Source organism: Rathayibacter sp. PhB1 (genome assembly GCF_004362935.1).
Classification (GTDB): Bacteria; Actinomycetota; Actinomycetes; order Actinomycetales; family Microbacteriaceae; genus Rathayibacter; species Rathayibacter festucae.
Genome location: NZ_SNYD01000012.1, coordinates 29375 through 48777, shown reverse-complemented (window position 1 = coordinate 48777; position 19403 = coordinate 29375). Strand labels below are relative to the sequence as shown.

Below are 19403 nucleotides of genomic sequence, written 5' to 3'. Positions count from 1 at the left end.
CAAAGAAAGACATCCTCCGCCTCCTCAAACGAGCCCTCTGCCGCGAACTCTTCCCACTCCTCTGCCGACCTTGACAAATAGAAGCTTCGAGATCCACCGCCACCAGCAGCCCCGCGTCACCCGCGGTCGTTAGGCTGGCACGGTGACCACCTCCGTCGCCGTCGTCGGTGCAACCGGCAAACTCGGCTCCCTCACCTGCTCGCTCCTCGAGGCCTCGGAGGAGTTCGACCTCGTCGCCCGGCTCGGCTCGCGCAGCGACCCGCGCGAGATGCTGGCCGCCGACGTCGTCGTCGACATGACGCTTCCCGCGGTGAGCCAGCAGATCGTCGACCTCGCCGTCGCGAACGGCAGGAAGGTGCTCGTCGGCACCTCCGGCTGGACCGGTGACCGCATCGCGGCGCTCCGCCGCAGCGTCGACGCCCAGCCCGGCGCCGGCGTCGTGATCATCCCCAACTTCTCGCTCGGCTCGGTCCTCGCCACCGCGCTGTCCACCGTCGCGGCGCGCTTCTTCGACGCGGTCGAGATCGTCGAGACCCACGGCGCGCGCAAGGTCGACTCGCCCTCCGGCACCGCCGTGCGCACCGCAGAGCTCCTGCTCCGCGCGCGCGCCGAGCTGGGCCCCGTCCAGGCGCCGCACACCGACCAGCGCGCCCGCGGCCAGCAGGTGGCGAGCATCCCGGTGCACAGCCTGCGCCTGCCCGGAGTCGAGGCGCGCCAGGAGGTGGTCTTCGGCGGCACCGGCGAGACGGTCACGATCCGCCACGACACCACGTCCTCCGCGTCCTACGAGGCCGGCATCCTCCGCGCCCTCGACGCCGTCCGCAGCACCACCGGCGTGATCGTCGGCCTCGACGCGCTGATCGACCTCCGAGCCGCCTTCGACGCCGCACCCCTGGCCGAGCAGGTCCGCGACGAGCCGGCGATCAGCGACGACGCGCCCTCCGGTCAGGCCGCGGCCGCCACGAGCACCCCGTGAGGACCCGCATCGGCGTCGGCCTGATGGCCGTCCTCCTCGCGCTCTACCTCTTCGTCTGCCTGCAGTACTCGTACGTCGCCTTCGCCGCCGGGACGGTGCCGGGCATCGTGATGGGCGTCGGCCTGCTCGTCCTCGGCGGGGTCGGCGTCTGGGGGCTCGTGCGCGAGATCTCCTTCGGCGTCCGCGCCGAGAAGCTGGCCCGGCGCCTCGAGTCCGAGGACGCCCTGCCCGCCGAGGTCCTCGAATCCAGCGCGACCGGCCGACTCGACCGGACCGAGGCCGACGCGCTCTTCCCGCGCTACGCGGCCGACGTCGACGAGGACCCCGAGAGCTGGCGCGCCTGGTACCGGCTCGGCCTCGCCTACGACGCGAGCGGTGACCGCAAGCGCGCCCGCGGGGCGATCCGCCGCTCGATCGCCCTGGAGCGCGAGCGGCCCGCCTGATCGGCGGCGCTCAGTCCGCCAGCACCGCCTGCAGCGCCTCGGCGACCGTGCGGTGCCGGAAGACGAAGCCGTCGTCGAGCAGCCGCTGCGGCACCAGCCGCTGGCTCGAGAGCAGCAGCTCGTGCCCCGCGTCGCGCAGTGCGAGCTCGATGATCTTCTCGGGGACGGGCAGCTTGAACGGCCGGTGCAGCAGCTCGGCCAGCGTGCTCATGACCTCGTTCGCCGTCGCGGCCTCGGGCCCCGCGAGGTTGACCGGGCCGGAGAGCGACGAGGTCAGCAGGTGCCGGATCGCGGCGGCCTCGTCGTAGTGGCTGATCCACGGCCAGTACTGCTGTCCGCCGCCCAGCGGGCCGCTCAGCCCCAGCTTCGTCAGCGGCAGCAGCGGCTTCAGCGCACCGCCGTTCCCGAGCACGAGCCCGGTGCGCACCGTCACGACGCGCGCGGTCTCGGGGGCGAGCAGCGCCGCCTGCTCCCAGCGCTCGACCACGTCGGCGAGGAAGCCCTCGCCGCGGGGGGACTCCTCGGTCAGCTCCTCGCCCGGCCGGTCGCCGTAGTAGCCGACGGCCGAGGCGTTGAGCAGGATCGACGGGGGAGTGGACGCCATCCGCATCGCGTCGGTGATGGTCTGCGTGGCCTGCACTCGCGAGTCGAGGATCTCGCGCTTGTACGAGGAGGTCCACGGGAGGCGGCTGATCGAGGCGCCCGAGAGGTTGATCACGGCGTCGACGCGGTCGAGCACGCTGAAGTCGAGCATGTGCGAGGCGGGCGCCCAGTGGAACTCGTCCGGGCTGGTCGGGGCGTGGCGGACCAGGCGGAAGATCTCGTGCCCGTCCGAGCGGAGCTGGCGCACCAGCTCCGAGCCGATCATGCCGCTCGCCCCGGAGATCAGGACCCGCAGCCGCTTCGGAGCCGCGGTCTCCTCCTGTGCGCGGGTCGCCGTGTCCGGCGCCTCGCCGGGCGGCACGGCCGGCCGCGGTGCCGCCGTGCGGGTGGAGCGCCGGGGGGAGTCGCCGGCGCCGCCGGTCCCGTCCTGGTCCGAGTGCCGTGCGGTCGATTCGCTCATGGTGCCTCCCGAGGCCCGTCGCGGGCCGCCCGCGAAGCGGATTCAGCCTAGGGCCTCAGGCCCGGGAGCCGGCCGTGCGGCCGAGGACCCCGGCACGCACCAGGAGCAGGTAGAGCTCGCAGCCCAGGCAGAGGCCGAACGCCGCGTTGAGGAAGGCGGCGAGGAAGGCGATCGCGGCGGCGACGGGGACCGCACCCGGCACTCCGGCGAGGTGCAGGACGACTCCCGCGGCGGTGACGAGCAGCCCGACCAGCTGGGCGAAGCGCGGCGGGCGGGCGTCCTCCCAGTCCGTCGGCGGAGCGAGGCGGGGCCGGATGAGGCGGCGGAAGACGACCGCCCAGGGCCCCGAGCCGACACCGCGGGAGGCCGACCAGGCGAACAGCGCCGCGAGGACCGCCAGCAGCAGGAAGCCGGGCTGGACGAGCCGGGCGACGGAGTCCGCCGGCACCGGCGCCGCGAGCCCGAGTCCCACGGCAGCGAGCAGCAGCACGGCGGTGACGGAGGCGGCGAAGCGCGGTCCACGCGGATCGACGGAGCCGGCGGGCGGGGCGGTGGTCATGCTGTCTCCAGTCGGTCGAGCTCGGCGAGGACGACGGCCCGCGCCGGAGCGCCGGCGATGCGGCTGCGGGCCACGCCGTCGGCGTCGAGCACGAGCAGGGTCGGGGTCTGCAGGATGCGGAAGCGGTCGGCCAGGTCCGCCCGGCGGGTCAGGTCGACGTCGAGGTGCACGACGCCGTCGCGACCGGCGGACACGTCGGCGAGCATCCGGTGCACCGCCGGGCAGCGGGCGCAGTACTCGGTGGAGAACTGCACGATCGTCGCTCGCGGGCCGAGGACCGCGCCGTCGACCAGCGCGGCCGGATCGATGCGCTCGGCGGAGGCGGCGGGCCGGGCGCAGACACGCCCGGCCGCGCGCCGCCGGAGCAGCCCGAGGGCGGTTCCGAGCGCGACGAGGCCCAGCAGTGCGGCCGCGATCTGGAGAGGGTCCACGCGATCACGGTAGGCGCCGGCGTCCCTGCACGCCCGTTCATTGCGCTCTGCGTCGACGGACCGTGCTCTATCGTCGAAGCCGTGACCGAGCAGAGCGAACCCGACAGCCCCGTTTTCCGCTCCGATGTCGTGGTCGAGCTCGTCCGCTCCAGTGCCCACGACTCCGACGTGCTCTTCGCCGCCCGCGTCTCGACGCAGGGCGAGAAGACCCTCGCCGGCGCCCTCGACGAGGAGTCGGCCGACAGCGAGCTGCAGGGCAAGCGCGACCGCGGCCTGATCAACTACCTGATGCGCGACCGCCATGGCTCGCCCTTCGAGCACAACTCGATGACCTTCTACGTGCAGGCGCCGATCTTCGTCTTCCGCGAGTTCATGCGGCACCGCATCGCCTCCTACAACGAGGAGTCGGGCCGCTACCGCGAGCTCCGCCCCGTCTTCTACGTGCCCGGCCCGCAGCGCAACCTCGTCCAGGTCGGCAAGCCCGGCGCCTACTCCTTCGAGCCCGGCACCCCCGAGCAGACGGAGCTCGTCGTCGCCGAGACGCGCCGCGCCAGCACCCAGGCCTTCGAGGCGTACCAGCGGATGCTCCAGGAGGGCGTTGCCCGCGAGGTCGCCCGCATCGTCCTGCCGCTGAACATCTACTCCTCGATGTACGTGACGCTGAACGCCCGCTCGCTGATGAACTTCCTCTCCCTGCGCACCAAGCGCGAGGACTCGACGTTCCCCTCCTTCCCGCAGCGCGAGATCGAGATGGCCGCCGAGCAGATGGAGCAGCACTTCGAGCAGCTCATGCCCCTCACCGCCGCCGCCTTCACCGCGAACGGCCGCGTCGCCCCGTAGGACCCGAGGTCCGGAACAACGGCGGATCAGGCTCGTCGAGCAGCCCCGGAGGGGCGTATCGGGACCCGGGCCGCAGACCCGCCTCCCGGCGGCGGTCGATCTACTTGGCAGAGACGCGCGCAGACATGCTGGTCGAGTAGCCCCGCAGGGGCGTATCGAGACCCACCTACCCCAAGGACGTCGGTCTCTTCCCCGCCCCGCGCTGGCGCCGGAGGCGCCTCCTCCGCTCGATACGCCCGCTGCGTTGGCTACTCGATCAGCGAGAACTCCGAGAGCCTCGCCTCGCCCCTGATTCCTGCTGGTCGAGCGGCCCGGTGGGCCCGCGGTTCATGCTGGTCGAGCAGCCCCGGAGGGGCGTATCGAGACCCACCCGCCGCGAATACGGCATCTGCAGACCAGCTGACCGACGTCGCGGGACGCCTGAGCGCCGACCCGTTACCCTGGGCTCGTGTCAACTCCGGAGAATCCTTTCGGCCAGGTCCTGGTCGCCCTGGTCACCCCGTTCACCGCCGACGGCGAGGTCGACTGGCCCGGCGTCGAGAAGCACATCGACGACTGCATCGCGAAGGGCGCCGACGGCATCGTCGTCACCGGCACCACCGGCGAGACCAGCACGCTCACCGACCCGGAGAAGATCCGGCTCGTCGAGGTCGGCAAGTCCGTCGCCGCGGGACGCGCGAAGATCATCACCGGCGGTGGCTCGAACGAGACCGCGCACGCGATGCAGCTCGCCCGCCAGAGCGAGAAGGCCGGCGCCGACGGCAACATGATCGTCACGCCGTACTACAACAAGCCCACCCAGGCCGGCATCCTCACCCACTTCCGGATGATCGCCGACGCGACCGACCTCCCGGTCATCCTCTACGACATCCCCGGCCGCACCGGCGTGCCCATCCGCTACGAGACGATCCTCCGCGCGGCGAAGCACCCCAACATCCTCGCCGTGAAGGACGCCAAGGGCGATCTCTCCGAGGTCAGCCGCGTCCTCAACCAGACCGATCTGATGTACTTCTGCGGCGACGACGCCAACGTCCTGCCCGAGCTGGCCATCGGCGCCACCGGCCTGATCGGCGTCACCGCCAACATCGCCGCCTCGCCGTACCGCACCATCGTCGACGCCGTGAACTCCGGGGACCTCAAGGCTGCGACCCTCGCGCACCAGCAGCTCGAGCCGCTCGTGCGCGCCGTGATGACCCACGTCCCCGGCACCGTCGCGGCGAAGTACATCCTGCACGGCCTCGGCCGCATCTCCTCGCCCCGCGTGCGCCTGCCGCTGGTCGGCCCCGAGGAGTCGGAGGCCGCGCTGATCGAGGACGAGCTCGGCCTCGTGCGGGACATCCCCGGCGTCGACTTCCGCAACTTCCGGCCCGACCGCAACGCCGCCGCGGGCGGCGCGCTGCCGAAGGTCGCCGGCACCACACGCTGACGCCGCACGAGCGGCACGGACGACTCCCGACCGAGGAAGAGGAGGGCGCATGCCCAGTCCCGTGATCACTCCTGCCGCGCTCGAGGCGGGCACTCTGCGCATCATCCCGCTCGGCGGCCTCGGCGAGATCGGCCGCAACATGACGGTCTTCGAGATCGACGGCAAGATCCTCGTGGTGGACTGCGGTGTGCTCTTCCCGGAGGAGAACCAGCCGGGCGTCGACCTGATCCTCCCCGACTTCACCCCCATCAAGGACCGCCTCGAGGACATCGTCGGCGTCGTGCTGACCCACGGCCACGAGGACCACATCGGCGCCGTCCCCTACCTCCTCAAGCTCAAGCGGGACATCCCGCTGATCGGCTCGACCCTGACGCTCGCGCTGGTCGAGGCGAAGCTGAAGGAGCACCGGATCAAGCCGTACACGCTCGCGGTGAAGGAGGGCGACGTCGAGAACCTCGGGCCCTTCGAGCTCGAGTTCGTGGCCGTCAACCACTCCATCCCGGACGCTCTCGCCGTCGCGATCATCACCGACGCGGGCTCGGTGCTGCACACCGGCGACTTCAAGATGGACCAGCTCCCTCTCGACGGGCGCATCACCGACCTCCGCGCCTTCGCCCGCCTCGGCGAGGAGGGCATCGACCTCTTCATGGTCGACTCGACCAACGCGGACGTTCCCGGCTTCACGCCGAACGAGCGCGACATCGGCCCGGTCATCGAGAGCGTGATGGCGAAGGCGACCCGCCGGGTGATCGTGGCGAGCTTCTCCAGCCACGTGCACCGGGTGCAGCAGGTGCTCGACGCCGCGCACGCCAACGGCCGCCGCGTGGCGCTGCTCGGCCGCTCGATGGTCCGCAACATGGGGATCGCCGCCACCCTGGGGTACCTGAAGGTGCCGGAGGGCGTGCTGATCGACGTCAAGAAGGCCGGCGACATCCCCGAGGACGAGATCGTCTACATGTCCACCGGCTCCCAGGGCGAGCCGATGGCGGTGCTCAGCCGGATGGCGAACCTCGACCACCAGATCCAGCCCGGCGAGGGCGACACCGTCATCCTCGCGTCGAGCCTCATCCCCGGCAACGAGAACGCCGTCTACCGCGTGATCAACGGCCTGACCAGGCTCGGCGCCACCGTCGTGCACAAGGGCAACGCGAAGGTGCACGTCTCGGGTCACGCCGCCGCCGGCGAGCTCATCTACTGCTACAACATCCTCAAGCCGCTCAACGTCCTGCCGGTGCACGGCGAGTACCGCCACCTGGTCGCCAACGCGAAGCTCGCGCAGGCCACCGGCATCGCGGAGGAGAACACGATCATCGCCGAGGACGGCACGGTGCTCGACCTCCGCGACGGCGTGGTGACCGTGGCCGGCCAGCTCGACCTCGGCTTCGTCTACGTCGACGGCTCGTCCGTCGGCGAGATCACCGACGCCGACCTCAAGGACCGCCGCATCCTCAGCGAGGAGGGCTTCATCTCGATCATCGTCGTCGTGGAGGCGGGCACCGGCCGGATCGTGGTCGGTCCCGAGATCCACGCCAAGGGCTTCGCGGAGGACGACCGCGTCTTCGACGACGTGAAGCCGCGCATCGCGAAGGCCCTCGAGGAGGCGGTGCAGAGCGGAGTCAGCGACCAGCACGCGCTCTCGCAGAGCATCCGCCGCGTGGTCGGCCGCTGGGTGAACACCACCTACCGCCGCCGCCCGATGATCGTCCCCCTGGTCATCGAGGCCTGACCCGACGGACGGAGCGCCCCCGACGCTCCGGCCCGTTCCCGCACCGTCACCCGCCCCCGGGCACCCGTCCGCACCTCATGCCAGACCCGATCCCCCACGGAGACCGCGCATGGACCACTCGATCCGCCCCGCCCGCCGCGAGGACGCCCCCTTCCTCGCCGACATGCTCGTGGACGCCGCGAACTGGAACTGGACGGCGGCCCGCACCCGCATCGACGTCCTCGAGGAGGAGTCGACCCGCCGCTACGTCGCCGGCTGGCCCCGCCCGGGTGATCTCGGCTCGGTCGCCGAGACCGCCGACGGCGAGCGGATCGGCGCCTGCTGGTTCCGCCTCTTCAGCGCCGCCGCACCCGGTCGCGGGTTCGTCGCCGCGGGCGTGCCCGAGCTGACCCTCGGGGTGCGGCCGGTCTGGCGCGCGCAGGGCATCGGCCGCGGGCTGCTGCGCGCCGCACTGGATCAGGCACGCACCGCCGGCTACGCGCGCGTCTCGCTCAACGTGTCGACGGACAACTTCGCCCGACGGCTCTACCGGAGCGAGGGCTTCAGCGCGGTGGCCGACCGCGGCGACGCGGAGACGATGGTCGCGACGCTGCGCTGAGCAGGCGCGGTGCGGGCGCGGTGCGGGCGCCGCACGCCCGCCGCCCTCCGGCGCGGGTCCGCGGCGATGACGGAGGCGGCGGGTACGGTGGGCCCTATGGCGACGACTCCGAAGACGACCTCCCGCGCGAAGGCGAGCGCCCCCGCGCGCTCGAGCACTCCGCGCTCCGGCCGCGGCTCCGGGCGGGGATCGTCCGAGAAGAGCACGGTCGCGTTCAGCTCGACCCCGCGCACGAATTCGCTCGTCACCGTCTGGATGGCGCTGGCGCACCTGGCCGGCGGTGCCGCCCGCGCGCTCGGTCCGGAGCGCCTGGCGAAGGAGGAGCGCCGCGACGGCGTCCCCTTCCTGCTCCTGCTGCTCGCAATCACCGGCGCGGTGGTGGAGTGGTTCCTCGCGACCGACCCGGTCGCCCTCGTGCTCGACGCCTGGAGCTTCGGCGGCCTGTTCGGCCGCGTCGCCTACGTCCTCCCCGTGGTGCTGCTGCTCTTCTCGCTCTGGCTGTTCCGCCACCCGCGATCGGTCGACGACAACGGCCGCATCGGGGTGGGCCTCGCCGTCCTGCTGATCTCCTCCGCCGGGCTCTGCCACGCGCACCTCGGCGCGCCGCAGCCGGGATCGGGCATCGAGCAGATGGCCGCCGCCGGTGGTGTCCTGGGCTGGCTCGTGGGCGCGCCCCTCGTGGCGATCGCGACCGTGCCGGGCGCCACGGTGCTCCTCTCCCTGGTCGTCCTGCTCTCCCTCTTCATCATCACCAAGACCCCGCCGAACCGGATCGCCGCCCGCTCGCGCGAGCTCTACGGCTACCTCTTCGGCGCCCCCGTCCTCGACGACGAGGAGCGCGCGCGCCTCAAGGCCGAGAGGGCCGCGAGCAAGGCGGCCGCGAAGGCCGAGAGCGGGAAGGCCGAGGACGAGCAGGAGGACGGCGGTGAGCTGCCCTGGTGGCGCCGCACCGACTCCGGTCGCGAGGACGAGCCGACCGTCCAGGCCGAGCTGCCGATCGACGCGCTCGGCGACGAGGACGAGGTGCCGAAGGGCCGGAAGGGCCGCGGCCGCGCGAAGGGCTTCGACACCGCGCTCGAGGAGCCGGCGTCCGCCGAGCGCGACGAGCCGGCCGACCCGCCCACCCGCTCCTACGCGACCGAGGTGATCTCCGAGGCCGAGTCGGCCGAGGCCGCCCTGGCCCGCCACGATCAGAGCGCGACCACCCGCATCCCGCTGGGCGTGGTGGACGACGACGCGACGGGCGTGATCGCGCTCGACGACCTCGACGTCGCCCCCGCGGTCCCGCTGCCGCCGGTGATCGAGACCGGCCCGATCGCCCCCGTCGTCGCCGACCCCACCGCCGACTTCGACTCCTCCTTCGAGGAGGAGACCCCGTACCGTCTGCCGTCCGCCTCCGCCCTCTCCACCGGCACGCCGTCGAAGGCGCGCTCGGCGGCGAACGACGAGATGGTCCGCGCGCTCACCGAGGTGCTCCAGCAGTTCAACGTGGATGCGACGGTCACCGGCTTCTCCCGCGGCCCGACGGTCACCCGCTACGAGATCGAGCTCGGCCCGGGCGTCAAGGTCGAGCGCGTCACGGCGCTGAGCAAGAACCTCTCCTACGCGGTCGCCAGCAACGAGGTGCGGATCCTCTCGCCGATCCCGGGCAAGAGCGCGATCGGCGTCGAGATCCCGAACACCGACCGCGAGATCGTCTCGCTCGGCGACGTCCTGCGCTCCGCCGCGTCGACGACGTCGACCCACCCGATGACGATCGGCGTCGGCAAGGACGTCGAGGGCGGCTACGTGGTGGCCAACCTCGCCAAGATGCCGCACCTCCTCGTCGCCGGCTCCACCGGCTCCGGCAAGTCCAGCTTCGTGAACTCGATGATCACGAGCCTGCTGATGCGCGCGAGCCCGCAGGACGTCCGGATGGTGCTGATCGACCCCAAGCGCGTCGAGCTCACGATCTACGGCGGCGTCCCCCACCTGATCACGCCCATCATCACGAACCCCAAGAAGGCCGCCGAGGCGCTGCAGTGGGTCGTGAAGGAGATGGACATGCGGTACGACGACCTCGCGTCGTTCGGCTACCGGCACATCGACGACTTCAACGCGGCGGTGCGCAGCGGCGAGATCAAGCTCCCCGCGGGCAGCAACCGCGTCCTCCGCCCCTACCCCTACCTCCTGGTGGTCGTCGACGAGCTCGCGGACCTGATGATGGTCGCCCCGCGCGACGTCGAGGACTCGATCGTCCGCATCACCCAGCTCGCCCGCGCCTCCGGCATCCATCTCGTGCTCGCCACCCAGCGGCCGAGCGTCGACGTCGTCACCGGCCTGATCAAGGCGAACGTGCCCAGCCGCCTGGCCTTCGCCGTGACGAGCGTCACCGACTCGCGGGTCATCCTCGACCAGCCCGGCGCCGACAAGCTCATCGGCCAGGGCGACGGCCTGTTCCTGCCGATGGGCACGAACAAGCCGATGCGCGTCCAGGGCGCCTGGGTCCGCGAGGAGGAGATCGCCAAGGTCGTCGAGCACGTCACGCGGCAGGCCCAGCCGGAGTACCGCCAGGACATCACGGTCCAGGCGCAGCGCAAGGAGATCGACTCCGACATCGGCGACGATCTCGAGCTGCTGATGGCGGCGGCGGAGCTCGTGGTCAGCACGCAGTTCGGCTCGACCTCGATGCTGCAGCGCAAGCTCCGCGTCGGCTTCGCGAAGGCGGGCCGCCTGATGGACCTGCTCGAGTCCCGCGAGGTCGTCGGCCCCTCCGAGGGGTCGAAGGCGCGCGACGTGCTGGTGACCGCCGAGCAGCTGCCGGGGGTCCTCTCGCGGATGCGCGGCGAGGAGCCCGGCGAGCACGCCGCCGCGCCGTCGCCGACCGCACCCGACGCCTACGCCGATCCGCTGGCGGAGCCCTCGGGCCCGGTCGCGACCGACTACCACGACGACGACGAGGGCTCCGACGACGATGCCTGGGCGCTGACGGGGCGCGACTGAGCGATGAGCACGCCGAGCACGCCGCCGAATCGACCGATCACGAGGAACGGCTCAGACCGATGACCAGCCCCACCGCGCACGCCGACGCCACCCCGAGCAACTGGAACCTGCCCAACGCGATCACCGTTGTGCGCATCCTGCTCGCCCCGGTGTTCTTCTGGCTGCTCCTGGCCGACAACGGCGAGGACGGCGGCGTGCGCATCGCGGCCGCGCTGCTCTTCATCGTCGCGATCGCGACCGACGGGATCGACGGTCACATCGCGCGCAGCCGCGGGCTGGTCACCGACCTCGGAAAGCTGCTCGACCCGATCGCGGACAAGGTGCTCACCGGCGCCGCGCTGGTCGGCCTCTCGATCCTCGCCGAGCTGCCCTGGTGGGTCACGATCGTCATCCTCGTCCGCGAGATCGGCATCACCGTCTTCCGGATGGCCGTCCTCTCGGACCGGGTGATCCCCGCCTCCCGCGGCGGCAAGTTGAAGACGATCGTGCAGTCCGTCGCGATCTCGCTCGCGCTCCTGCCGCTCTGGACCTTCCTCGGCGAGTGGGTGCACTGGCTGAACGGCATCACGATGACGGCCGCGGTCGTCCTCACCGTCGTGACCGGCATCGACTACCTCGCCGACGCGGCGCGCCAGAGTCGCGCGGCCCGCGGGCGCCGATGAGCGCCGAGGAGCTGCTGCGGGCACTCGCGGAGCGCGGTCTCGCGCTGGCGGTCGCGGAGTCCCTGACCGGCGGGGCGCTGAGCTCCGCCCTGGTCGAGGTGCCCGGCGCCTCCGCCGTCTACCGCGGGGGAGTGGTGTCCTACGCCACTGATCTGAAGCACCGCCTGCTCGGGGTCGACGCGGAGCTCCTGGCGCAGGAGGGACCCGTCCACCCCGTGGTCGCCGTGCAGATGGCGCGCGGCGTCGCCCGGCAGCTCGGCGAGGCCGGCGCGAGGACCGTCGGCGTCGCGACGACGGGGGTCGCGGGCCCGGAGCCGCAGGGCGGAGCGGCCGTCGGCACCGTGTTCGTCGCGGCGGTCCTGGGCGAGGTCGAGCTCGTGCGCGAGCACCGCTTCGAGGGCGGGCGGCTCGAGATCCGCGCCGCGTCCGTCGCCGCGGCACTCGATCTGGCCGGCGAGCTCGCGGCCTCGGCCGTGTGACGTCCGAGAGTCCCCGAACCGCCTCGGAATCGTGGAATGCGCAGGGTTTCGGCCGGGTTACATCTGACGTCGCTCACACGCAAAGTCCAGTCATCCGGTATTAGAGTCGACTCACACGAGCCGGGTAGTGAACAGCTATCCGGCTCTCTCTTACACATCCCCTTCGAATCCGATGCTCCGGCATTCCTCGAAGCGGTGCGCGAGAAGCGGTTGACGTGGAGAAGGAGGGTCCAGTGGTTCTAGTTCGTCAGGAGATCGGCGATGTCCTCAGGGACTTTCGCCTGCAGAAAGGTCGCACCCTGCGCCAGGTGGCGAGCAAGGCGAGTGTCGCTCTCGGCTACCTCAGCGAGGTCGAGCGCGGTCAGAAGGAGGCGTCGTCCGAGATTCTCGCCTCGGTGGCCGATGCGCTCGAGACCCCGATCTCGGTGATCATGCGCGAGGTCGGCGACCGTCTCGCGGTCATCGAGGGGATCGACACGATCCCCGACACCATCCCGGCCGACATGGTCGCCGGATTCGACGCGGACCTCGTCTCGCAGTAGCGGATCCGTCCTCTTCCCACCCACCGCACCGCACCTCGCGAAGGGCGCCCGAGCTCCGGCTCCGGCGCCCTTCGTCGTTCCCGGAGACGCACCCGCCCGAACCCTCCGGGCTTCCGCCCCGGTTCGGCTTGTTACCGTGGACGCATGCGCCTGAGCGAGTTCCAGCAGCTGGTCGACGACGAGTTCGGCGACGCGTACGCGCGCGTCCTCGTGTCCGACCTCGTGCTGACCGAGCTCGGCGGGAGGACCGCGCAGAAGGCCCTCCGCGACGGTGCGGAGCCCCGAGAGGTCTGGATCGCGCTGTGCCGCGCCAACGACGTCCCCGAGGGCCGCTGGCACGGGATCGACCCGGCGAAGCGCCGGCACTGACGCCGGGCGGCTCCCGAGGTCGCCTGCCGCCCGAAGTCGTGTTCGACACGCCGGGCGCGCCAGCATCGAATCCCTGTTCGAACGGGTCTAAGCTCCTCACCAGAAGCAGGATCGCCTCCGTCTCCACAGAAGCGGTCTGGCTCGGCGCCGATGTCGGTGGTCGGGCCTACCGTCGACATCAGTCACACGGACTGCTTCACCGCCTTGTCGCAACCGGCCGGGACCGCATTCAGGGGCACTCGCCCGCGAACGGCTCCGGTACGACACGACAGCCTGTAGGCGATACCACCACGACACGAGAGCGAGACGGCCATGCCCAGTTCCTCAGACCGCGAGAAGTCCCTCGAGACCGCACTCGCCCAGATCGACCGCCAGTTCGGCAAGGGCGCCGTCATGCGCCTCGGCAGCGACGACCGCGCCCCCGTCGAGGTGATCCAGACCGGCTCGATCGCGCTCGACGTCGCGCTCGGGATCGGCGGACTCCCGCGCGGCCGCATCGTCGAGATCTACGGCCCCGAGTCCTCGGGAAAGACCACGCTGACCCTGCACGCGATCGCCAATGCCCAGCGCAACGGAGGCATCGCGGCCTTCATCGACGCGGAGCACGCGCTCGACCCCGAGTACGCCAAGAAGCTCGGCGTCGACATCGACTCGCTCCTCGTCTCGCAGCCGGACACGGGCGAGCAGGCGCTCGAGATCGCCGACATGCTCGTGCGCTCCGGCTCCATCGACCTCATCGTCATCGACTCCGTCGCGGCGCTCGTGCCCCGCGCCGAGATCGAGGGCGAGATGGGCGACTCGCACGTCGGCCTCCAGGCCCGCCTGATGTCGCAGGCCCTCCGCAAGCTCACCGGTGGCCTGAACACCACGAACACCACCATGATCTTCATCAACCAGCTCCGCGAGAAGATCGGCGTCTTCTTCGGCAGCCCCGAGACCACCGCGGGCGGCAAGGCGCTGAAGTTCTACGCGTCGGTCCGCCTCGACATCCGCCGCATCGAGACGCTGAAGGACGGCACCGACGCGGTCGGAAACCGCACTCGCGTCAAGGTCGTCAAGAACAAGATGGCGCCGCCGTTCAAGCAGGCCGAGTTCGACATCCTCTACGGCATCGGCATCTCCCGCGAGGGCAGCCTGATCGACTTCGGTGTCGAGCACGAGATCGTCCGCAAGTCGGGCGCCTGGTACACCTACGACGGCGACCAGCTCGGCCAGGGCAAGGAGAAGGCGCGCCAGTTCCTCATCGACAACCCGGACATCGCGGCGGAGATCGAGAAGCGCATCCTGATCAAGCTCGGCGTCGTCGCCGACCCGAACGCCGTGGTCGACGCCGCCCCGGTCGCGATCGAGACGAAGCAGCCGGTCCGCGAGACCAAGCCGCCCGTCCGCAAGGGCGCGTAGCCCGTGGGGGAGAAGGCTGCGGAGGGGGCACAGGGTCGGCCCGTGGCCTTCCTCCCCTGGGTCAAGGACGACGGGGCGGCCGCCGAGGCGGTCGAGCCCGCTGTCGACGCGATCGCAGAGCTCTCGGCGCACGTCGCGCGTCGGGACGCGGCGCCCTCAAGGGCTCCGGGCCGGTCGTCCCGATCGGACGGCTCCGCGGCGGACGTCGCAGAGGACGACTCCCCGGAGGAGGACTCCTTCGCGGAGGATCTCCCCGAGGAGCCCGACCCCGAGCAGATCGCCGACCGCATCGTCCGCGGCCTGTCGCGCAAGAGCCTCTCGGTCGCCGAGGTCGAGGCGCGCCTCTACACCGAGGGCGTCGCCGAGAAGGACGCGATCGACATCCTCGAGCGCTTCACCCGCTTCGGCTATCTCGACGACTACAAGATGGCGGAGTCGCTGGTGATCCAGCTGCGCGAGCGCAAGAAGCTCGGTCGCTCGTCGATCATGCAGGAGCTGCGCGCCCGCAAGCTCGACCCGGATGCGATCGCGACGGCGCTGGACGAGTTCGACGGCGACGACGAGTACCGCACCGCGATGGAGCTCGCGCGCAAGCGCCTGCCGAGCCTGCGGTCGCTCTCCGATGAGGTCGCCGAGCGCCGCCTCTCCGGGTTCCTCGCTCGTCGCGGCTACGCCGGCGCACTGGTGCAGCGCGTCGTCCGCGAGACGGTGCGCAAGCCCGGCTCGAGCGTCCGCTTCCGCTGAACGACCGCGCCGCTCCGGTCGCCGAGAGGCGGCCGGAGCGGCGCGTAGAATCGCACACCATGAGCACGCTCGGTCCGGTGACCTCCCCCCTCGTCGATGCGCGGCCGAGGACCTACGAGGTCCGCACCTTCGGCTGCCAGATGAACGTCCACGACTCCGAGCGGCTGAGCGGCTCGCTCGAGGCGGCCGGCTACGTCTCGGCCGACGGCGCCGAGCCCGACATCGTCGTCATCAACACCTGCGCCGTCCGCGAGAACGCGGACAACAAGCTCTACGGCAACCTCGGCCACCTCGCCTCGGTGAAGCGCCGGCACGAGGGCATGCAGATCGCCGTCGGCGGCTGCCTCGCGCAGAAGGACAAGAACGTCATCCTCGAGAAGGCTCCGTGGGTCGACGTCGTCTTCGGGACGCACAACATGGGGGCGCTGCCGAGACTGCTCGAGCGGGCCCGGCACAACGACGAGGCCCAGCTCGAGATCCTCGAGTCGCTCGACGTCTTCCCCTCGACGCTGCCGACCAAGCGCGACTCGACCTACAGCGGCTGGGTGTCCATCTCGGTCGGCTGCAACAACACCTGCACCTTCTGCATCGTCCCCGCACTGCGCGGCAAGGAGAAGGACCGCCGTCCCGGCGACGTGCTCGCCGAGATCCAGGCACTCGTCGACGACGGCGCCATCGAGGTCACCCTCCTCGGCCAGAACGTGAACTCCTACGGCGTCGAGTTCGGCGACCGGCAGGCGTTCTCGAAGCTGCTCCGCGCCGCGGGCACGATCGAGGGCCTCGAGCGGATCCGCTTCACCAGCCCGCACCCGGCCGCCTTCACCGACGACGTCATCGACGCGATGGCCGAGACGCCGGCCGTCATGCCGCAGCTGCACATGCCGCTGCAGTCCGGCTCCGACCGCATCCTCAAGGCGATGCGCCGCTCCTACCGCTCCGAGCGCTTCCTCGGGATCCTCGACCGCGTCCGCGACCGGATCCCGCACGCGGCGATCAGCACCGACATCATCGTCGGCTTCCCCGGCGAGACCGAGGCCGACTTCCAGGAGACCCTGCGCGTGGTCGAGGCGGCCCGCTTCGCCTCCGCCTTCACCTTCCAGTACTCCATCCGCCCGGGGACGCCCGCGGCGACGCTGCCCGACCAGATACCGAAGGCCGTCGTCCAGGAGCGCTTCGAGCGCCTGGCCGCGCTGCAGGACTCGATCAGCGAGAGCGAGAACCGCACGGTCGTCGGGCGCCGGGTCGAGGTGCTCGTCGCGACCGGCGAAGGCCGCCGCGACAGCGAGACGCACCGACTCAGCGGCCGCGCCGAGGACAGCCGCCTCGTCCACTTCGACGTCCCGGCCGGCTCCGAGCAGCCGCGCCCCGGCGACGTCGTCAGCGTCGAGGTCACCCGCGCCGCGCCCTTCTACCTGATCGCCGACTCGATCGACGGTGCTCCGCTGCAGGTCCGCCGCACCCGCGCCGGCGACGCCTGGGACCGCGCGCAGACGGAGTCCTGCGGCGTCCCCGCCGCGCCGGACACCACGGGAGCACCGAGGGTCTCGCTCGGCCTGCCCTCGCTCCGCCTCCGCCCGACCACGCCGGCCGCGCCGGAGACGCTGACCACGCCGATCTACGACGCCCTCGATGGCGAGCGCTGAGCGGGCGGCGCCCGCCCTCCTCACCGTCGTCGGCGCCACGGGCACCGGCAAGTCCGACCTCTCGCTCGCCCTCGCCGCCGCGATCCGCGCGTCCGGCGGTGCGGCCGAGGTCGTCAACGCCGACGCGATGCAGCTCTACCGCGGCATGGACATCGGGACCGCGAAGCTCCCGCATCAGGAACGCCAGGGCGTGCCGCACCACCTGCTCGACGTGCTCGACGTCACCGAGGACGCCTCCGTCGCCCGGTATCAGCGCGAGGCCCGTGCGGTCGTCGACGACGTCCTGGCGCGCGGCGCGACCCCGATCCTCGTCGGCGGCTCCGGCCTCTACGTCTCGAGCGTGATCTTCGAGTTCTCCTTCGCCGGCACCGATCCCGCGCTCCGGCGGTCCCTCGAGGAGACGGCCGAGCGCGAGGGGTCCGCGGTGCTCTTCGAGCGGCTCCGCGCCATCGACGCCGAGGTCGCCGCGCGGATCGGCCCGCACAACGTCCGACGGATCGTGCGCGCTCTCGAGATCACCGAGCTCACCGGCTCGCCGAACAGCGCGCTGATGTCGGACACCCCCGTCCCGTGGCGCTCGAGCACGGTCCTCGCGCTGTCCGCACCGCGGGACGTCCTCGTCGAGCGGCTCGACCGCCGGGTCGAGCGGATGTGGGCAGGCGGCATGCTCGACGAGGTCGAGCGCCTCGTGCCGCTCGGCATCGAGCGGGGCGTCACCGCCAGCCGGGCCATCGGCTACGCCCAGGCGCTCGCGCAGCGCTCGGGCGAGCTGACCCAGGATGAGGCGATCGCCTCCACCCAGGCGCTCACCCGCCGCTACGCCCGCCGGCAGAACAGCTGGTTCCGCCGCTACCGGGCGGCGCACTGGCTCCCGTTTGACGCTCCTGACCTCCTCGAGCAGGCGCTCGCCCTCGCCCAGGTCGGGGCTGCAGCGCCTCGCTAGGCTGAGCGCCATGACGATCGAGCTGCACTTCACCAAGGGCCAGGGCACCGGCAACGACTTCGTGCTCTTCAGCGACCCGGACGGTGAGGTGGACCTCTCGCCCGCGCAGATCGCGATGATCTGCGACCGGCACTTCGGCGTCGGCGCCGACGGCATCATCCGCGCGGTCCGCTCCCGCGCCCTCGCCGACGGCGCGGCCGCCCTCGAGCAGGAGCCGGAGGCGGAGTGGTTCATGGACTACCGCAACGCCGACGGCTCGATCGCCGAGATGTGCGGCAACGGCATCCGCGTCTACGCGGCGTTCCTGCTCGCCGGCGGTCTGGCGACCCTCGAGCAGGGCGACACCCTCCCCATCGGCACGCGCGCCGGGGTCCGCGACGTCACCCGCAGCGGCGCCGGCTTCCAGGTCGACCTCGGCCGCTGGGAGCTGGCCGGCGGCGAGCCGCTCGTCCGGGCCAAGGAGCTGAAGGTGCCGCGTCCCGGTCTCGGGCTCGACCTCGGCAACCCGCACATCGTCGTCGCGCTGAGCAACGACGAGGAGCTCGACGAGGCCGACCTCAGCTACATCCCGCAGATCGAGCCGGAGCCGGCCGACGGGGCGAACGTGGAGTTCGTCGTGCCGGGCGAGCCGCTGGTGCACGACGGCATCGGCCGGATCCGGATGCGCGTCCACGAGCGCGGCAGCGGCGAGACGCTCAGCTGCGGTACGGGCGCCGCCGCGGCGGCCCTCGCCGTGCGCTACTGGGCCGGAGCGCGCGCTCCGCAGTCCTGGCGCGTGGAGGTCCCCGGCGGCACGCTGGGCGTGACGATGTTCCCGACCGAGGAGGGCGAGCACGTCGGCCTGTCCGGCCCGGCCGACCTGGTCTACACCGGCACGATCCGGATCGACTAGCTGGGGATCGATCGGTCGATCGACCGGCGCACCACCGATCCGTTCCGGCGAGCGCGGCCGACTCCCGCGATCAGGCGGTGCGCGTGGTGCGGATGACGCGGAAGCCCTTGGCCGAGGAGATCCGGTCGACCTCGAGCCGGCCCTCGAACATCTCGGTCAGCCAGGTCAGCAGCGAGTCGGCGCCGAGATTGCGCTGGACGACGAGCCAGGCCTCCGCGTCCGGCTCGAGGCGCGGCAGCCAGCGCTCGAGCAGTGCGTGCAGCTCGGCCTTGCCGACCCGGATCGGCGGGTTCGACCAGACGGCGGCGAAGCGGACGTCCTCGGGAACATCCTCGGGCAGCACGGCGTTGACATTGGAGACACCGAGTTCTGCGCAGTTGCGGCGGACGAGCTCGAGCGCCCGCTGGTTGACGTCGACCGCCCACACCCGGGCGTCGGGGGAGCCGAGCGCCAGGGCGAGCGAGATCGGTCCCCAGCCGCAGCCGAGATCCAGGAGGTCCCCGCTCGCGGGGGCGTCGGGGACCGCGTCCAGCAGGACCCGGGTGCCGAGATCGACGTGGCCGGGGCTGAACACCCCGCCGGCGGTCGTGACCTCGAGGTCGCGGCCGGCGATCCGGGCGCTGATCCTCCGGGGTCGGAGGTCGCCGTCGGGAGTGCTGGTGAAGTAGTGCTCGGCGGCCATGA

20 protein-coding genes are annotated in these 19403 nt (G+C 71.8%); 16 read left to right on the top strand and 4 right to left on the bottom strand.

Going from position 1 to position 19403, the window contains the following annotated elements; all coding sequences use genetic code 11:
- The first annotated feature begins 142 nt into the window (after window positions 1-142).
- The gene (dapB, locus tag EDF17_RS19390; protein WP_123444544.1) at window positions 143-976 is read left to right on the top strand and encodes a 4-hydroxy-tetrahydrodipicolinate reductase; all 834 of its coding nucleotides are present in this window, start codon (window positions 143-145) and stop codon (window positions 974-976) included.
- Window positions 973-1419, top strand: coding sequence for a hypothetical protein (locus EDF17_RS19385; RefSeq protein ID WP_123444543.1), 447 nt, complete (start codon window positions 973-975; stop codon window positions 1417-1419). Before dapB ends, EDF17_RS19385 begins: the two co-directional genes overlap by 4 nt.
- A gap of 10 nt (window positions 1420-1429) precedes the next feature.
- On the opposite strand, the gene EDF17_RS19380 is transcribed toward EDF17_RS19385, so the two are convergent.
- The 3 genes from EDF17_RS19380 to EDF17_RS19370 are packed head-to-tail and all read right to left on the bottom strand — an operon-like array spanning window position 1430 to window position 3472.
- The gene (locus tag EDF17_RS19380; protein ID WP_123444542.1) at window positions 1430-2482 is read right to left on the bottom strand and encodes a TIGR01777 family oxidoreductase; all 1053 of its coding nucleotides are present in this window, start codon (window positions 2480-2482) and stop codon (window positions 1430-1432) included.
- Window positions 2483-2537: 55 nt separating this feature from the next.
- Window positions 2538-3041, bottom strand: a complete 504-nt coding sequence (locus EDF17_RS19375) for a DUF4395 domain-containing protein (RefSeq protein ID WP_123444541.1) — start codon at window positions 3039-3041, stop codon at window positions 2538-2540.
- Window positions 3038-3472: a thioredoxin family protein gene (locus tag EDF17_RS19370; protein WP_123444540.1), complete on the bottom strand. Its 435-nt coding sequence runs from the start codon at window positions 3470-3472 to the stop codon at window positions 3038-3040. The genes EDF17_RS19375 and EDF17_RS19370 overlap by 4 nt, the downstream gene beginning before the upstream one ends.
- 81 nt (window positions 3473-3553) lie before the next feature.
- Here EDF17_RS19370 and thyX point away from each other — a divergent pair, with 81 nt between their 5' ends.
- From thyX to dapF, 14 genes are all read left to right on the top strand, one after another.
- The gene (gene thyX / locus EDF17_RS19365; RefSeq protein ID WP_123444539.1) at window positions 3554-4312 is read left to right on the top strand and encodes an FAD-dependent thymidylate synthase; all 759 of its coding nucleotides are present in this window, start codon (window positions 3554-3556) and stop codon (window positions 4310-4312) included.
- Between the two features lie 448 nt (window positions 4313-4760).
- A complete protein-coding gene (gene dapA / locus EDF17_RS19360) occupies window positions 4761-5738 on the top strand; it encodes a 4-hydroxy-tetrahydrodipicolinate synthase (RefSeq protein WP_123444538.1) in 978 nt (325 codons plus the stop codon).
- A gap of 49 nt (window positions 5739-5787) precedes the next feature.
- The gene (locus EDF17_RS19355) at window positions 5788-7464 is read left to right on the top strand and encodes a ribonuclease J (RefSeq protein WP_123444537.1); all 1677 of its coding nucleotides are present in this window, start codon (window positions 5788-5790) and stop codon (window positions 7462-7464) included.
- A gap of 109 nt (window positions 7465-7573) precedes the next feature.
- Complete coding sequence (locus EDF17_RS19350; protein ID WP_123444536.1) at window positions 7574-8062, top strand: GNAT family N-acetyltransferase; 489 nt, start codon at window positions 7574-7576, stop codon at window positions 8060-8062.
- Between the two features lie 96 nt (window positions 8063-8158).
- On the top strand, window positions 8159-11044 hold the full coding sequence (locus EDF17_RS19345) for a DNA translocase FtsK (protein ID WP_123444535.1): 2886 nt from the start codon (window positions 8159-8161) through the stop codon (window positions 11042-11044).
- Window positions 11045-11103: 59 nt separating this feature from the next.
- Window positions 11104-11706: a CDP-diacylglycerol--glycerol-3-phosphate 3-phosphatidyltransferase gene (gene pgsA / locus EDF17_RS19340; protein ID WP_123444534.1), complete on the top strand. Its 603-nt coding sequence runs from the start codon at window positions 11104-11106 to the stop codon at window positions 11704-11706.
- Window positions 11703-12185, top strand: coding sequence for a CinA family protein (locus EDF17_RS19335; RefSeq protein ID WP_123444533.1), 483 nt, complete (start codon window positions 11703-11705; stop codon window positions 12183-12185). Before pgsA ends, EDF17_RS19335 begins: the two co-directional genes overlap by 4 nt.
- 233 nt (window positions 12186-12418) lie before the next feature.
- Complete coding sequence (locus EDF17_RS19330; protein ID WP_123444532.1) at window positions 12419-12727, top strand: helix-turn-helix transcriptional regulator; 309 nt, start codon at window positions 12419-12421, stop codon at window positions 12725-12727.
- Window positions 12728-12871: 144 nt separating this feature from the next.
- Window positions 12872-13096: a DUF3046 domain-containing protein gene (locus tag EDF17_RS19325; protein WP_123444531.1), complete on the top strand. Its 225-nt coding sequence runs from the start codon at window positions 12872-12874 to the stop codon at window positions 13094-13096.
- Window positions 13097-13408: 312 nt separating this feature from the next.
- Window positions 13409-14497: a recombinase RecA gene (gene recA, locus EDF17_RS19320; protein WP_123444530.1), complete on the top strand. Its 1089-nt coding sequence runs from the start codon at window positions 13409-13411 to the stop codon at window positions 14495-14497.
- Window positions 14498-14539: 42 nt separating this feature from the next.
- Window positions 14540-15241 carry a regulatory protein RecX gene (locus tag EDF17_RS19315; protein ID WP_166649755.1) on the top strand — a complete coding sequence of 234 codons (702 nt, stop codon included), beginning with the start codon at window positions 14540-14542 and terminating at the stop codon, window positions 15239-15241.
- Window positions 15242-15300: 59 nt separating this feature from the next.
- Complete coding sequence (gene miaB / locus EDF17_RS19310) at window positions 15301-16884, top strand: tRNA (N6-isopentenyl adenosine(37)-C2)-methylthiotransferase MiaB (protein ID WP_123444528.1); 1584 nt, start codon at window positions 15301-15303, stop codon at window positions 16882-16884.
- Window positions 16871-17827 (top strand): tRNA (adenosine(37)-N6)-dimethylallyltransferase MiaA, encoded by a 957-nt coding sequence (miaA, locus tag EDF17_RS19305; RefSeq protein ID WP_123444527.1) that lies wholly within the window; start codon window positions 16871-16873, stop codon window positions 17825-17827. Before miaB ends, miaA begins: the two co-directional genes overlap by 14 nt.
- 10 nt (window positions 17828-17837) lie before the next feature.
- Window positions 17838-18719, top strand: coding sequence for a diaminopimelate epimerase (dapF, locus tag EDF17_RS19300; protein WP_123444526.1), 882 nt, complete (start codon window positions 17838-17840; stop codon window positions 18717-18719).
- A gap of 70 nt (window positions 18720-18789) precedes the next feature.
- Here dapF and EDF17_RS19295 read toward each other — a convergent pair whose 3' ends face one another.
- Entirely contained in the window at window positions 18790-19401 is a 612-nt protein-coding gene (locus EDF17_RS19295; protein ID WP_123444525.1) for a methyltransferase, read from the bottom strand.
- Between the last annotated feature and the right edge of the window lie 2 nt (window positions 19402-19403).